We start from the raw sequence: 16,169 nt of genomic DNA, 5'->3' as shown, positions 1-16,169 counted from the left end.
TTTATTTTAATTCGATATGATTTTCTGCTATAATATTTTTTGTTATAAATTATGGTAGGTGATAAATAGTGAAGTGGAAAAAATCAATTGTAGGAATGGCAACTGCTGCTTTGGCATTAGTCTTGGTAGCATGTGGTAGCCAAAATGCTCAAGATAAGCAAATTAGTAATAAAGAATTAAATTTAAGTTATCCAACTGAAATATCTTCAATGGATAATACTAAGGCTTCGGATGCTTCTAGTTTGACTATGTTATATCATACAACTGAGGGATTATATCGATTAGGCAAGAATGATAGTATTGATAATGCCTTAGCAAAAAGTTATAAAGTATCTAATGATGGTAAGCAATACACTTTTAATTTAAGAGAAAATGCAAAATGGTTAAATGGAAAACATGTTACTGCTAATGATTTTGTGTACTCATGGCGTCGAGCAGCTGATCCAAAATCAGCTTCTCAATATGCATATTTATTTGGACAAATCCAAAATTATGATGCTATTCAAAAAGGTCAAATGAGTCCTGATAGTTTAGGTGTTAAAGCCGATGGTGATTATAAATTAGTAGTTAACTTAAATAAACCGGTCCCTTATTTTAGAAGGCTTTTATCATTCCCAGTATTTTTCCCATTACAACAATCGGTAGTTGATAAATATGGTAAATCATATGGTGAAAATAGTTTGAAAACTAATTCTGATGGTCCATTTATCTTAAAAAAATGGAACGGAACTAATGAAAATTGGCAGTTAGTTAAAAATAATAAATATTGGAATTCAAAAAATGTTCATTTACAAAAGATAAATGTTTCTGTTGTAAAGAACCCAAGTACTTCATTAAACTTATTCCAACAAGGTAAACTAGATATTACTCCACTAAATGGTGATCAAGTAGTTAATTATAAGAACTCTAAAGGGTTTAAATCATTTACTGGTGGAGCAACAGTTTACATGATGTTAAACCAAAAGAAAAATCCTATTTTAAGAAATGAAAATGCTAGAAAAGCATTATCTATGGCAATCAATAGAGATGAATTATCTAATAATGTTTTACGTGATGGTTCAGTTCCAGCCAAGGGATTAGTTCCATCTAAACTTGCAAGTATGAAAGGCGATAATAGAGATAAAACATTTGGTGAAAAATCTTATGTTAAAGACGCGGTTTCATATAATTTAGATAAGGCCAAATCTCTTTGGCAAAAAGCTATGAAAGAGGAAAAAATGTCTTCTGTTAAATTATCATTATTAACTGCAGATGACGATCAATCAAAAGCTAATGCTGAGTTCTTACAAACTCAATTAAATAAATTACCAGGATTATCAATTAATGTTACTTCAATTCCTGATAAGACTAGAATGAGTCGTCAAGATAATGGTCAATTTGATATTGCTGTTAATAAATGGGGAGCTGACTTCTCAGATCCAATTAACTTTTTACAATTATTTGAATCTAATAATTCAATGAACTTTTCTAAATGGAGTAATCGTGATTATGATAACTATATAAATATGTCTAATAATCGTGATGCTAATGATTCTGGAAAACGCTTTAATGATTTAGTAAACGCTGAGAAAATATTAATGCAAAATCAAGGAGTTATTCCATTGTATCAACCTGCTACTGCAGAATTATGGAATACACATATTGATGGGTATATTTGGAATCCAGCCGGCATGAGTAGAAATTGGATTAATATTAAAATTAAGTAAATAAAAAGCCTTTAACATATTATTGTTAAGGGCTTTTCTTGACTTTAGATAAAAAATCATTTTAAACTGTTTATAGTCTCTAATTAATAAATGAGGGTGATTATTATGTATAAAGCTTCAGATAAACGCTATGATAATATGAAAGTACGTCGAGCAGGTAATTCTGGATTACAATTACCTGCATTATCATTTGGAATGTGGCATAGTTATGGAGACAATGCCAATTTTAAAGATAGTGAAAAAGCAGTGCTTAATGCATTTGATAAAGGAATCTTTAGTTTTGATTTAGCTAATAATTATGGACCTGGTTCTGGTGCAGCCGAAAGAATGTTTGGTCAAGTTTATCGTGCTGATTTAAAACCTTATCGTGATGAATTAGTTATTACTACTAAGGCTGGTTATCATATGTGGCCTGGACCATATGGATCATTCTCTTCTAAAAAGACTTTAGTTGCTGCAATTGATCGCTCATTAAAACGTATGGGACTGGATTATGTTGACATATATTATAGTCATAGATTTGATCCTAATACTAGCTTAGAAGAAACTGCTGAAGCACTTGATGGAATTGTAAAGTCAGGTAAAGCTTTATATGCTGGTATTTCTAATTATAATGGCGAACAAACTAGAGAAATTATTAAATACTTTAAGGAATTGCATACACCATTTGTTGTTAATCAAATGTCATACAACTTATTAAATAGACAAGTTGAAGAAGATGGGACTATTGATGCATTAAAAGAAAATAAAGATGGTTTGATAGCTTATGGTCCACTTGCAGAAGGTGTATTAACTGATAAATATTTAAATGGAATGCCTGAAGATCTTAAATTACACTTTACAAATAGTTTTATGTTGAATGATAAAGATAATGTAGTTGAAAAGCTTAATAAACTTAATAATTTAGCTAAAAATCGTGATCAAAGTCTTGCTCAAATGAGTTTAGCTTGGCTATTACATGATCCGGTAGTAACTAGTGTTGTTACTGGTGCTTCTAAGCCAGAACACTTAGATTCTAATTTAAAAGCTTTAGATAATTTGCATTTTACTCCTGATGAATTAGATGAAATAAATAACATTTTAAAAAAATAGGTTTTAATTAAAGTTATGTCTTTTTAGACATAACTTTTTTTATATACAAATCATTCTTTACTACGTTATAATTAAAGTTATGTGATTTTTATATAAAGTTAAAGGAGAGATAAAATGGGGGATTCCTCAAAAAAATTAAATCTATATGAATTAATAGGTTTAGTTATAGGTTCAATAATTGGTGGGGGAGTTTTTAATTTAATGAATGATATGTCTGCCAATGCTGGAGCAGGGGCAGTTATTATTGGTTGGATTATAACTGGAATAGGAATGTTATCATTAGCTTTCACTTTTCAAAACTTAACAAATAAACGACCAGACTTACAAGCGGGAGTTTATAGTTATGCAGAAGCAGGATTTGGAAAGTACATGGGATTTAATTCTGCATGGGGATATTGGTTGTCAGTCTGGCTAGGTAATATTAGTTATGCAACTTTACTTATGAGTGCTTTGACTTATTTTTTCCCAATATTTGGTGATGGTCATAATTGGATATCTTTTATAGTAGGATCAATTTTTCTATGGATTTGTCATTTCTTAATTTTAAGAGGAATTCAATCAGCATCCTTTATTAATACAGTTATTACTATTACAAAATTAATACCATTATTTTTATTTATTGTTATTATGATTGTTGCTTTCAGATTGAAAATTTTTACTAGTGACTTTTGGTTAATGGGTGATAAACCTTTTAATTTTGGTGATGTTTTAGCACAAGTTAAAAGCACAATGCTAGTGACTGTTTGGGTTTTCTCAGGAATTGAAGGCGCTGTTATCTTTTCTGGATATGCTAAAAAAAGGAAAGATATTGGTCGAGCAACCGTTCTAGGAATAGTTATTGTTTCATTAATATATATGTTAGTTACATTGCTATCATTTGGTGTAATGAAACAGGCACAATTGTCTAATTTACATCAGCCAGCTATGGCATATTTATTACAAAGTGTTGTTGGTAAATGGGGAGCAATTATTGTTAATCTTGGTTTAATTGTTTCTGTAATTGGAGCTTGGTTATCATTTACTATGTTTGCATCTGAGGTGCCATATGCTGCAGCTAAATCAGGATCGTTTCCCAAACTATTTGCTAAATCAAATAAAAACGGGGCACCAGTTAACTCACTAATTTTTACTAATATTCTAGTTGAAATATTTATGATTTCTTTCTTAATTTCTTCGGAGGTATATCATTTCTTTTATTCAATTTCTAGTGCGGCTGTTTTAGTACCATATGCTTTTTCAGCATTTTATCAATTAAAGTATTCTTATTTGGATCATCAAGGTCATGATAGAAATAAGAATATCTTTTTAGGTATTGTTGCTAGCATTTACTCTTGTTGGTTGTTATATGCTGCCGGAATGAGTTATATATTACTAGCTACAATTATGTTTGCTGCAGGAATACCCATATACTATTATTTACAAAAAATCGATAATAAAGAAAAATTTGTATTTAACAAATTAGAGAGATTAATTGCTATATTATTATTTATTTTAGCAATTATATCTATAATTTGTCTGTTAAATGGTTTAATAAAAATATAAATAAAAGCATCTTCGACAATTATTATCGAAGATGCTTTTTTATATAATAAAAGGATATTTTATTATTTTATAATCAATATCATAAAAGCGACTGCCAAGATTATCGCCATCTACTTTACCATATTCTAATGAGGGAATAGATAGGTGGATGTTATTTCCATAAAAATTATGAATTGATTTTGATTTATGTTTCTTACCCAGTAATATTATTAGAATTGTGTATATTAATTTAAATATATTTCTTTTTTCTATTATTGATAATTTTAATGACTTTTCTTTATCATTATTTTGCATTGTGTTTTCTACTGAACAAAATATTGCCTTTTTAAAACTATATTTTGTTGAATCCACTTTTACATTTGTATTAAAAAAATCAATATTGTATAGCATTGGAATCAAAGTAATTAAGTGTTTTAATCTATGCAGCTTATTATTACCATTTTTAGGATTTGTATCAAGTCCTATAATTATTTGATTGATAAAAATACCATTTTCTTGTTTTATGTTTTCTTTAAAGCTTCCAATATTAATTTTATTATATTTATCGCTTTTTATTATATTTAGAAGATTTTCTTTCCAATCCAATTTATTATTATTAGCTTTAACAAATTTATTGTTTTTTCCAAATGGTAGGATTCCTATTGGAATATTAGGAGTTTTTTTATCATTAATGATTGAACTTAACACTTCATTGATGGTCCCATCTCCACCAATTATAATTATGCATTTAGGAAATTTGTTTTCTTTGTACCATTTATTTAAATAATAATTCATAATTGATTTTGCATGATTTATTTTTCTTGTAATTCTAAGTTTATAGTTAGTTTTATTAGATTCTAATATATTTTTTATTTTAGGCCAATTCTTTTGAGCTTTTCCATTATTAGCTTTGGGATTCAAAATTATTAGGTAATCTGAAGGCAATTTATTTTCTCCTTTTTTGTTTAATTAAAAAGGGCGAATTCTATTAAGAATTCGCCTTTTAAATAAGATTAGACAATTATTTTGTATTCATTATAAGCATTGGTAAAATTAATGGATGTCTTTCAGTCTTATTATATAAGAATTCTTGCAAGTCTTCTATAATTGCATTTCTAATACTAGATTCATTTGCATTTCTATTACGCATAGCTCTTCGAATAGTTCTAAATACTAGACGTCGACCTTCATCTAATAACTGACCAGACTCTCTCATATAAACAAATCCTCTTGATAATAAATCGGGGCCTGATTGAATTTCTTGATCTTTTAAATTAATAGTTGCAACAACAACTACAAGACCTTCTTCAGATAATAATTGACGATCACGAAGAACCACATTGCCAACATCACCTATACCGTTTCCATCAACATAAACATCTCCGGAAGTGAAATGACCAGCTATTCTTGCTGAATCCTTAGTCAGGGCAAGAACATCACCATTTTGCATAATAAAACTGTTCTTTAATGGTACTCCACATTGTTCAGCCAATTTTGTATGAATTTTTAACATACGGTATTCACCGTGAATAGGCATGAAGAATTTAGGCTTCATCAATCTTAGCATTAACTTTTGTTCTTCTTGACCACCATGTCCAGAAGTGTGGATTTTATTAATCTTACCATGAATAACTTTGGCTCCAGCTTCTTCTAACTCATTAATAACTCTGTTTACACTTATTTTATTTCCAGGAATAGGGTTACTTGAAAATACAACAGTATCATTAGGTTGTATTGAAATTTGTCTATGAGTTCCATTTGCTATTCTTGAAAGGGCAGCCATTTGTTCACCTTGTGAACCTGTACATAATATTAATGTTTTTTCAGCAGGTAATGATTGAAGTTCTGATGCATCAACAAATGTATCATCTGGAACATCTAAATATCCTAATTCTTTACCATTCACAATTGCCGCTTCCATACTACGACCAAAAACAGCTATCTTTCTACCATGTTTAATGGCAACATCACATGCAGTTTTAATTCTGGAAATATTTGATGCAAATGTAGCAAATATTATTCTGCCAGTTTCTTCATCAAATATATGTCTAACCGCATGACCAATCCAGTTTTCAGACTTAGTCCAGATAGGACGTTCGGCATTTGTACTATCCGACATTAAACATAGTACGCCTTCTTGTCCAAGTCGAGCCATTTCTTGTAAATCAGGTGGCTGTCTTGTGACAGGGGTAAGATCAAATTTATAATCACCAGTTTCAACAATTACACCAGAAGGTGTATGCACAGCGATTCCAATTGTATCAGGAATTGAATGTGTAGTTCTAAAAAACGAAACCTTGGTTTTATTAAATTTAAGCACACTCTTAGGCGTAATTTCATGCAATTCGGTTGTTCTTAATAGGCCATGTTCTTCTAGCTTACTTTTTATTAATGCTAGCGCTAATGGACCAGCGTAAATTGGAACGTTTAAGTCTTTGATTAGATAAGGCACACCACCGATATGATCTTCGTGACCATGGGTGATAACTAAAGCTTTAATCTTATCCTTATTTTTAACTAGATATTGGTAATCAGGAATAACATAATCTATTCCCAATAAATCATCTTCTGGGAACTTAATTCCAGCATCAATTAAAATAATTTCATCCTGGAATTGAACTCCGTAAGTATTTTTACCAATTTCGCCAAGTCCACCAACGCCATAAATAGCAGTTTCATTATTTTTGACGTTTAGTTTATTCATAATTATTTAAACTCCGTAATTTTAAAATCTGGGCTTTTTTGTTCGTAAGCCAAGTGATTTCCTTCTAAAGGTTCAATAAATTCAATGTTATGATCAGTATTCTTATCTACCAATTCTCTTGCTTCAACTTCTGTTTCACAGTCTAGATAAAGAGCATTAGTAAATTCCCTTTTTGGATTAGATTTTGTGTTTTCTTGATATAAAACTTTGAATATCATTTTAATAACTCCTTTTATGTTTTTTAACCGTACGATTGTGCGACTGCACAAATGATTAAGTTAATTTTATCATAGAAATTTTAATAAGTATAGTAAGCAGAAAAACGATAATAATGTTAAAATTTAATCTATATTAAAATGAATTAAGAGGTGAAATCAATGTTAATTTTTGAAATGATAGTTGGTTTTATCATAGCAATTATTATTTATAATGTTATTCATCATTTTTTTATTATAAGGCCTATTGATATAGGTAATAAAGAAACTATAAATGTTTTAGATGATTTTATTCATCACTTAAGCGAAAATTTAGATAATACTTTGAAGATTGTTGAAAAAAATAATAATTCTGTAGTATGGGGAAGAAATATATATGACTATGAGTATGTTTTAAAATATAACAATCATTTTAGTGAAGAGTACCTAAGAATAAATATAAATAGTTTAATAAAAACTTTTAATGATAGTAAAAAATTCAATCATGACCTGGTTGTAACTGATTTTTTTATTAGAGATAATTTAATTCATATCGATTTAGCTTACCTATTAAATTCTGCAACTTATGAATATGTATTAGATATGAAGAAAGTAGATAAATAAAAAGCTTGGGAACCATTTAGATTCTCAAGCTTTTTATTATTCAACAAATAAATCATTGTCTTTCTTGGAGAAAGGATTTTCTTTATCAATATGATCATAGAATAATGTACCGTGTAAATGGTCAATTTCATGTTGGCAAACAATTGCAGGGTAGTTTTTAAGCCTAATTGTGTGTTCCTCACCATTAACGTCTTGATATTTTAAAGTAATTCTAGCAGACCTATGAATATATCCTTCAAAATCTTCGTCTACTGATAAGCAACCTTCACCTTCAATTAAAGCACATCTTTGAACTGAGTTAGACAAAATGACAGGGTTGATGATTACATCCTTGAATATAGGACTTTCATCTTCATCTTCTGCAGGGACTAATACAGAAGCCATCATTTTTGACTCGCCAACTTGTGGTGCTGCAAGACCTACTCCAGCTCTTAGTCCATACTTTTTACATAATTTAGGATCTTGACTAACCTCAAGGTACTCCATTAGATCTTTTGCTAGTTGTTTGTCTTCATTACTTAGAGGGAAATTAACTTTTTTCGCTTGTTGTCTAAGTACTTTATTTCCATCTCTAACAATATCTTTCATTAAAAACAAATCATTTACCTCCTTTGTTATTAGATAAATTATATCATAAGCAATTCATATTTGTTCTTTATAATTTTTATCAATCGTTTCATTGATATATAATATCATTTAGAGGTGATTTAATGTTAAAAAATTTATTAATAAGTGGAGATAATAAGCGGATTTTAGCTTTTGTTAAGTTCTTAATCAGTATTGACTATCCAATTCATTTACATATTTTAAACACGGATTTAAGTGGCAGTATTAATAAGTTAATATCTACAGTTTTATGTGATCAATTTAATGTATCAATCTCTGATAAAAGTGATTATAGCAATATTGATGGCTTCATTTACTTATATGATTTTCCAGAAAATATTAAGGATGATAATATTGAATTTTTAAAGGAAAAGATATCTAATTTTAGATTGTCTGTTAATGATATAATTGAGAAAGGCTTTACTGGAACAATTATTCTTAATGGATTTAGAGACGACTTATTGAATTATTTTGCTAGTAAATTTACTGGTAAGTCATCCAATTATTTAATAGGTACTGGTACATTGCCTAGTACTTTGGTTTTAAAAAATATCTTAAAAAGATATTTTAATGTTGGATCATCAGATATAACAATTAGTACCTTTGGTAATAATATCAATAATTTTATATCTTGGAGTAGATCTTATATTGGGCAAACACCAATTCTCTCTTATTTATCTGATAAGAACAACTTATTTAAAGATGATGTTTTAGATGATATTAATTATCGCTTAGACGTAAAATCTATGTCAGAAGATGAGATTTTACAATTTAAATCAATAAAGGATATTTTAGATTCTTTATATTTAGATTTGCCACATATTATGGATTTATCGAACTTAAAATTAAGTAATGGTAAATTGTCATCATTAAGTTCTCCAGTTATTGTTAATAATAAAGGATTATATCAATACATAAAGGTTTCATTATCTGATAATGAGGAGTCTACTCTTAATTCGATAGTTGACAAATCAGATATTGTTATAAATGAAATAATTAATGGGAGCAAAAAATAATGAATAATAACTACTCATACCCAATGTTTGAAAGTTGGAATAGGGATGAAGTTTTAACAATGATGAATTTATATACATCTGTAGAAAAAGCTTATGAAGATAAAAATGGGGTTGATAAAAGTTTAATTATTAAGCTTTATAACAATTTTAGATCCATTAATCCTTCTAAGATGGAACAAAAACAATTAGACAGAGATTTCTATCAAATTTCTGGCTATAGTTTATATAAAACTTGGCAAGCTGCTAAAAATAATAAATCGAAGAATGTCAGAATGAATTAGTAATTATTGGAGATGTTATTTTGAATAAAGACTGGCTCAAAATTATGGATGAAAAAATTCAATCTTGGTTACAAATAGCTAGAAAAAATGCTTTAGAATCGGTTAATAAAGACTTGAAAGTTGATACTAAAACTAGTAGAAAAGATTTAGTTACAAACGTTGATAAGGATAATGAACAATTTTTGGTAAGAAAAATTAGAGAAAATGATCCTAATTCCAAAATCCTTGGAGAAGAAGGATTTGGTGACAAATTTAATTCAATGGAAGGACATGTTTGGATAATAGATCCTATTGATGGAACTATGAATTTTGTTAAAGAACGAAATTATTTTGCGATAATGGTTTCATTGTATGTGGATGGAAAAGGCGTATTAGGATATATCTTAGACGTTGTTAATAATGATTTATATCATGGTATATTTGGAAAAGTTTACAGAAATAATGAGCTATTGAATAAACCAGATGATATTCATCTTGATTATGGACTTATGGGGATGAGTGCACCATTATTAATTGAAAATGCATATAATATGCAAACAATCGCTAAACAAAGCGAAGGAGTTAGAATATATGGTAGCGCAGGAATTCAATTAATATCTGTTATAAAGGGGGAATTAGTTGGATATATTTCCCATTTAAAGCCATGGGATATTGCTGCCGGTAGAGTAATGTGTGAAAGCTTAGGTCTCACTGTTACCACTATTGACGGGAATAAGCTCGATATGGTATCATCAGAAACTGTATTGGTAGCGACGAAGATTGCACATAAGGAAATACTTGATTTAGTAAAGTAATGCCTTATGTGTAAATTTATATAAATTAATAACTTGGTCCGAGTTGCTAAGTAAGAGATAAGTGGATACTTCGAAAGGAAGGTAAACATATGAAGACAAGAGACGATATTAGAAATATTGCTATTATTGCCCACGTTGACCACGGTAAAACAACTTTGGTTAACGAATTACTAAAACAATCAGATACTTTAGATGAACACGTTCAAATTGAAGATCGTGCCATGGATACAAATGATATCGAACGTGAACGTGGTATTACAATTCTTTCAAAGAATACTGCTGTTAGATATGGAGATAAACAAATTAATATTTTGGATACTCCAGGACATGCTGACTTCGGTGGAGAAGTTGAACGTATCATGCGAATGGTTGATGGTGTATTATTAGTTGTTGATGCTTTTGAAGGTACTATGCCTCAAACTCGTTTTGTTTTGAAAAAAGCTTTAGAACAACATTTAACACCGGTTGTAGTTATTAATAAGGTTGATCGTCCTGGGTCACGTCCTAGTGAAGTTGTTGATGAAGTTCTTGATTTATTTATTGAATTAGGTGCTGATGAAGAACAACTAGATTTCCCTATTATTTACACTTCAGCTATGAACGGAACTTCAAGTTATGATGATGATTTATCAACTCAAGAACACACTATGAAACCTGTTTTCGATACTATTGTTGATGCTATCCCAGCACCTATCGATAATTCAGATGAACCATTACAATTCCAAGTTGCAATGCTTGATTACGATGATTTCGTTGGTCGTATTGGAATTGGTCGTATTTTCCGTGGAACGATTAAAGTAGGTGACAGTGTTACTGTTATGAAACTTGATGGTTCAACTCAAGATTTCCGTGTTACTAAACTTATGGGATTCTTTGGTCTTAAGAAATTAGACATTAATGAAGCAAAAGCTGGAGATTTAATTGCTATCTCTGGTATGGAAGATATTAATGTTGGTGAAACTGTTGTTGATCCTTCTGCTAAAGAAGCATTACCAATTTTAAGAATTGATAAGCCAACATTACAAATGACTTTTGGTACAAATACTTCACCATTTGCTGGACAAGAAGGTAAATTTGTTACTGCTCGTCAATTAATTGATAGACTAGAACGTGAATTGCATACCGATGTTTCATTACGTGTTGATGAAACTGATGATCCAGGTTCATGGACAGTTTCTGGTCGTGGTGAATTACATTTATCAATTTTAATTGAAAACTTACGTCGTGAAGGTTATGAATTACAAGTTTCACGTCCACAAGTTATCATCCGTGAAATTGATGGCGAAAAATGTGAACCATTCGAATCAGTTCAAATTGATACTCCAGAAGAATACTCAGGTTCAATCATTCAAACATTATCTGAAAGAAAAGGTAATATGCAAAACATGGAAAATGTTGGTAATGGTCAAACTCGTTTGACATTCCTAGCTCCTTCTCGTGGATTGATTGGTTACTCAGCTGAATTCTTATCACTTACTCGTGGATATGGAATTATGAACCATACCTTTGAAAAATACTTGCCAGTTGTTAAGAACTGGAACCCAGGTAGAAGGAATGGTGCTTTAGTTTCAATTAATAAGGGTAAGACTACAACCTATGCTACAATGGGTATTGAAGATCGTGGTACTATCTTTGTTGATCCAGGTACTGAAGTATATGAAGGTATGATTGTTGGTAAAAACAGTCGTGACAATGATATTTCAGTTAATATCACTAAAGGTAAGAAACAAACCAACGTTCGTGCTGCTGGTTCAGATGACACTTCTAAGATTAATGAACCACAACATTTAACTCTAGAAGAATCTCTAGAATTCTTAAATGAAGATGAACTTTGTGAAGTTACACCTGAAAATGTTCGTTTAAGAAAGAGTATTCTAAATACTAATGAACGTGAAAAACAATCAAAACGTAATCGTCATAACAATTAAAAATATTTTAAAGAGTGAGCGATAAGCTCACTCTTTTTTTGTTTATTATTAAATGCAATATGTTTACTATGCTATAATATGATTAATATTAGTAAATTTTTGGAGATGTATTTATGTTTTTTAAACGACATATGTCGAACTTGAGAATTAGTTTATCGACGATGGATTACTATATTTTTGTTCCATATATTTTACTATCATTTATTGGAATTATTATGGTATATTCTTCAAGCTCAAATATTGCAACCCAAAATGGTGGTTCTCCTATGGGATATTTGATTAAGCAAGGTATGTATGTAATTGTTAGTTTGATTCTAATATTATTTTGCTTAATGGGTAATAATAAAATTGTAAGGAATCCTAAATTCTTAGGAATATTTTTATGTTTACTTTTTATATCACTTATTTATCTAAAATTCTTTGGACACAGTATTAATGGTGCTGCTGGTTGGATTGATTTAGGTCCTATACATATTCAACCTGCTGAAGTTGTAAAAATATATATAATATTAAGATTTGCTTCATTTATTACCAAGAAAGAGCCGTATCTAGAAAATCATTGGTGGCCAATAATGAGAGGACAAGTTATTACTACTATGATTTTACTTTTGTTAGTTGTTATACAGCCTGATCTTGGTGGAACCATTATTTGTTTTACGATATTGTTTATATTATTACTTTCTAGTGGAGTAAATTGGCGAGGAGCATCTTTGCTATTATCTCTATCCTTTGTATTTTCTTATATCATTGTTAGAATATTAGCTTTTATATTTAGAAATGGTACTGATAACTATCAACTACAAAGAATTATAACTTTTACTAATCCCTTTAAATTTACCCAGGGTAGTGGTGCTCAGTTGGTTAATTCATATTATGCATTAAGTAATGGTGGAATTTTTGGTGTTGGCTTAGGTAATAGTATCCAAAAGACAGGTTATTTGCCTGAACCTAATACTGATTTTATTATGTCAATAATTTCAGAAGAATTAGGCTTAGTTGGTGTATTATTTATTTTGTTTTTATTGTTAGTGATTATAGTTAGATGTTTCCAACTAGGCATTAGGTCTCATAATACTTACGATTCATTAATATGCTATGGACTTGCTTCTTATTTAACTGTTCAAGCTTTTGTTAATGTTGGTGGTGTAACCGGAATGTTACCAATTACTGGTGTTACTTTTCCATTTATTAGTTATGGAGGATCAAGTATGGTTACATTAGCACTTTGTATAGGAATGGTACTTGTCATTAGTTCAAAGCAGAAGAAAACAAGACCTAACTTATAAATATTTAATGGGTGGTGATTTGTCTTGGATAATATTTTGGAAGAAAGAAAATCATTAATTGTTTATGTTTATTCAACAAAACAAATTAGACAACTTAAAAAATATGGACTGATTTATTATGTATCATATAAAATGCATTATTTAGTTATGTATGTTAATTCCTCAAATTTTAATATGGTTAAAGAAAAGCTTAAAAAATTAAGGATAGTTAAATCAGTTGTAGATTCTCCATATATCAATCTGTATAATCAATTATCTCAAAAAGAAGATATTGATGAACAAAAAGATGATGAGGAATATTAAAAAAAGGAGTCCTTTTAATTGCGTGTTATATCTGGAAAATTTGGTAGTAGAAATTTAAAATCAGTTCCTGGTAATAAAACGAGACCTACTACTGACAAGGTTAAAGAATCATTATTTAATATGATAGGTCCTTATTTTAATGGTGGTAACTTCTTAGATTTGTTTTCGGGTTCTGGTGCTGTTGCTATAGAAGCAGTTTCAAGAGGATTCGATAAAGCTACTTTGGTTGACAAACAATACGCTGCTATTAAAACCATTAATGAAAATGTTAATATTACAAAACAAGATCAGTCATTCAATGTGTTAAAAATGAATGCTGAAAATGCATTGCAATCATTATCAAATCAAAATGAAAAATTTGATATTATATTTCTTGACCCACCATATAAGGATCAGAAAATGATAAAACAATTGCAAGAAATATATGAATTAAAATTACTTAATGAAAATGGTATGGTTATTTGTGAAACCGATGATAATGTTTCTTTAATTGATGATGTTAATCATTATCGCTTATCTCAGCAAAAACAATATGGAATTACAATTATTTCTATATATAAATTACAGGGGTGATTAATGTTATGACAATTGCTATTTTTCCAGGTAGCTTTGATCCAATTACCAATGGGCATTTGGATTTAATTAAGCGAGCTAGTAAAAATTTTGACAAACTTATTGTTACTGTTGGAAAAAACACTAGTAAAAATGGATTGTTTTCTCTAGATGAAAGAATGAAAATGGTAAAAGATAATGTTGATAAGATAGATAATGTTGAAGTAATGATAGCTGATGGATTGATGGTTGATTTTGCCAAACGAGTTTCAGCAAGTGTAATTATTCGTGGTTTAAGAAATGTTAAAGATTTTGACTCTGAAAATGCAATTTCAAATATGAATCATAATTTATATAATTCCATTGAAACAATGTTTTTAATTGCAAAGCCTTCATTTCAAGCAGTGTCTTCAAGCTTAATTAAAGAAATTTGTTATTTTAATGGTGATATATCTAATTATGTCCCTAGTAATGTGGAAAAAAGTTTGAAGGAGAAAATGAAATAATTGTTTAAAAATAGAAACAACAGAAATATATTAATATTTTCCATCGTATTAATTTTAGGAATAATAGTAATGTTTACTCCATTCTTACCTAAATATATAGAAGGCCCAGGAGACGCTATAAATTTGAAACCGATTGTTAATGTTGATCATCATTATGATAAAAATAAAGGTAAATTTATGTTGACTACAGTTAGAGAATCTAAAGCATCTCCTGCTAGTTACCTTTATGCTAAAATCAATCCTCATTATTCTATTGAAAATATTGATGACATAACCAATGGCGAAAATGATCAAACTTATATGAAGGTCCAAACATTTTACATGATGAATTCTATTAATGAAGCTATATATAATGCTTATCATTATGCCAATCAAAAAGTAACTATGAAGTATAATGGGATATATGTTTTGAACATAGATGATAAATCTAAATTTAAGAATAAACTATCTGTTGGTGACACAATTATTAGTGTTGATGGACATAAATTTAGTAGTTCTTATAATTTTAGAAAGTATATTAATGATAAAAAAATTGGTCAGCGCGTTAATATTGAATTTAATCATGATGGAAAACTAATGAATGCCAAAGAACCATTAATTAATTTAATGGGATCCAAACATCCTGGAATTGGTATCATTTTAATTGATAATGATTCAGTTAAACCAGAAATACCAATTAAAATTAATCCAGGTGCTGTTGGGGGGCCTTCAGGCGGCTTAATGTTTTCTTTACAGATATATGAACAGTTAACTGGTGAAAATATTAGACATGGAGAAAGTATTGCTGGTACTGGAACCATTGATAAAAATGGAAATGTTGGAGAAATTGGTGGAATTGATAAAAAAATTATCGCTGCTAAGAATGCAGGAGCTAAATATTTCTTAGCACCTTATGTTAAACCAACTAAAGATATTTTGAAATTCGAAGAAAACAATATGACCAATTATCAATCTGCAGTTAAAACCGCTAAAAAGTATGCACCTAATATGAAAGTTATACCAGTAACTAATTTTAAAGATGCATTAAACAAATTAAATAATATTTAAAGAACACAT

The 16,169-nt window shown here is 29.3% G+C and carries 17 protein-coding genes; 13 read left to right on the top strand and 4 right to left on the bottom strand.

Annotation, left to right across the window (positions count from 1 at the left end):
- The first annotated feature begins 68 nt into the window (after positions 1–68).
- From DY123_RS03405 to arcD, 3 genes are all read left to right on the top strand, one after another.
- The gene (locus DY123_RS03405) at positions 69–1,706 is read left to right on the top strand and encodes a peptide ABC transporter substrate-binding protein (protein WP_140924180.1); all 1,638 of its coding nucleotides are present in this window, start codon (positions 69–71) and stop codon (positions 1,704–1,706) included.
- A gap of 105 nt (positions 1,707–1,811) precedes the next feature.
- Positions 1,812–2,798 (top strand): aldo/keto reductase, encoded by a 987-nt coding sequence (locus DY123_RS03400; RefSeq protein ID WP_140936398.1) that lies wholly within the window; start codon positions 1,812–1,814, stop codon positions 2,796–2,798.
- 114 nt (positions 2,799–2,912) lie between these two features.
- Positions 2,913–4,340 (top strand): arginine-ornithine antiporter, encoded by a 1,428-nt coding sequence (gene arcD / locus DY123_RS03395; protein WP_140924177.1) that lies wholly within the window; start codon positions 2,913–2,915, stop codon positions 4,338–4,340.
- A 39-nt stretch (positions 4,341–4,379) separates the two neighbouring features.
- Here arcD and DY123_RS03390 read toward each other — a convergent pair whose 3' ends face one another.
- The 3 genes from DY123_RS03390 to DY123_RS03380 form a co-directional block, all read right to left on the bottom strand.
- Positions 4,380–5,264: a diacylglycerol kinase family protein gene (locus DY123_RS03390; RefSeq protein WP_140924175.1), complete on the bottom strand. Its 885-nt coding sequence runs from the start codon at positions 5,262–5,264 to the stop codon at positions 4,380–4,382.
- 76 nt (positions 5,265–5,340) lie between these two features.
- Positions 5,341–7,023, bottom strand: coding sequence for a ribonuclease J1 (gene rnjA / locus DY123_RS03385; protein ID WP_108982424.1), 1,683 nt, complete (start codon positions 7,021–7,023; stop codon positions 5,341–5,343).
- A gap of 2 nt (positions 7,024–7,025) precedes the next feature.
- The gene (locus DY123_RS03380; protein WP_108982423.1) at positions 7,026–7,241 is read right to left on the bottom strand and encodes a DNA-directed RNA polymerase subunit epsilon; all 216 of its coding nucleotides are present in this window, start codon (positions 7,239–7,241) and stop codon (positions 7,026–7,028) included.
- 159 nt (positions 7,242–7,400) lie between these two features.
- Here DY123_RS03380 and DY123_RS03375 point away from each other — a divergent pair, with 159 nt between their 5' ends.
- A complete protein-coding gene (locus DY123_RS03375; RefSeq protein ID WP_140934385.1) occupies positions 7,401–7,841 on the top strand; it encodes a hypothetical protein in 441 nt (146 codons plus the stop codon).
- A 36-nt stretch (positions 7,842–7,877) separates the two neighbouring features.
- Here the strand turns inward: DY123_RS03375 and def are convergent, their stop codons facing one another.
- On the bottom strand, positions 7,878–8,438 hold the full coding sequence (gene def / locus DY123_RS03370) for a peptide deformylase (RefSeq protein WP_105964742.1): 561 nt from the start codon (positions 8,436–8,438) through the stop codon (positions 7,878–7,880).
- Between the two features lie 113 nt (positions 8,439–8,551).
- Here def and DY123_RS03365 point away from each other — a divergent pair, with 113 nt between their 5' ends.
- The 9 genes from DY123_RS03365 to DY123_RS03325 all read left to right on the top strand — a co-directional run bounded on the left by DY123_RS03365 (position 8,552) and on the right by DY123_RS03325 (position 16,160).
- A complete protein-coding gene (locus tag DY123_RS03365; RefSeq protein WP_140924171.1) occupies positions 8,552–9,463 on the top strand; it encodes a Rossmann-fold NAD(P)-binding domain-containing protein in 912 nt (303 codons plus the stop codon).
- Complete coding sequence (locus DY123_RS03360) at positions 9,463–9,744, top strand: UPF0223 family protein (protein ID WP_105964740.1); 282 nt, start codon at positions 9,463–9,465, stop codon at positions 9,742–9,744. Before DY123_RS03365 ends, DY123_RS03360 begins: the two co-directional genes overlap by 1 nt.
- 20 nt (positions 9,745–9,764) lie before the next feature.
- Positions 9,765–10,538, top strand: coding sequence for an inositol monophosphatase family protein (locus tag DY123_RS03355; protein ID WP_108982419.1), 774 nt, complete (start codon positions 9,765–9,767; stop codon positions 10,536–10,538).
- A gap of 89 nt (positions 10,539–10,627) precedes the next feature.
- A complete protein-coding gene (typA, locus tag DY123_RS03350; protein ID WP_105964738.1) occupies positions 10,628–12,466 on the top strand; it encodes a translational GTPase TypA in 1,839 nt (612 codons plus the stop codon).
- Between the two features lie 113 nt (positions 12,467–12,579).
- Entirely contained in the window at positions 12,580–13,752 is a 1,173-nt protein-coding gene (locus DY123_RS03345; protein ID WP_225426747.1) for an FtsW/RodA/SpoVE family cell cycle protein, read from the top strand.
- 24 nt (positions 13,753–13,776) lie between these two features.
- Entirely contained in the window at positions 13,777–14,055 is a 279-nt protein-coding gene (locus DY123_RS03340) for a DUF2129 domain-containing protein (protein ID WP_105964737.1), read from the top strand.
- A gap of 18 nt (positions 14,056–14,073) precedes the next feature.
- On the top strand, positions 14,074–14,628 hold the full coding sequence (gene rsmD, locus DY123_RS03335; protein ID WP_108982418.1) for a 16S rRNA (guanine(966)-N(2))-methyltransferase RsmD: 555 nt from the start codon (positions 14,074–14,076) through the stop codon (positions 14,626–14,628).
- 8 nt (positions 14,629–14,636) lie between these two features.
- Positions 14,637–15,113, top strand: coding sequence for a pantetheine-phosphate adenylyltransferase (gene coaD / locus DY123_RS03330; RefSeq protein WP_108982417.1), 477 nt, complete (start codon positions 14,637–14,639; stop codon positions 15,111–15,113).
- A complete protein-coding gene (locus tag DY123_RS03325; RefSeq protein WP_225427135.1) occupies positions 15,114–16,160 on the top strand; it encodes a SepM family pheromone-processing serine protease in 1,047 nt (348 codons plus the stop codon). It begins immediately after the preceding gene.
- Positions 16,161–16,169: the final 9 nt, after the last annotated feature.

This window comes from Apilactobacillus micheneri (genome assembly GCF_006493595.1).
In the GTDB taxonomy this organism is placed as follows: Bacteria; Bacillota; Bacilli; order Lactobacillales; family Lactobacillaceae; genus Apilactobacillus; species Apilactobacillus micheneri.
This window is presented reverse-complemented; position numbering and strand designations above follow the sequence as displayed.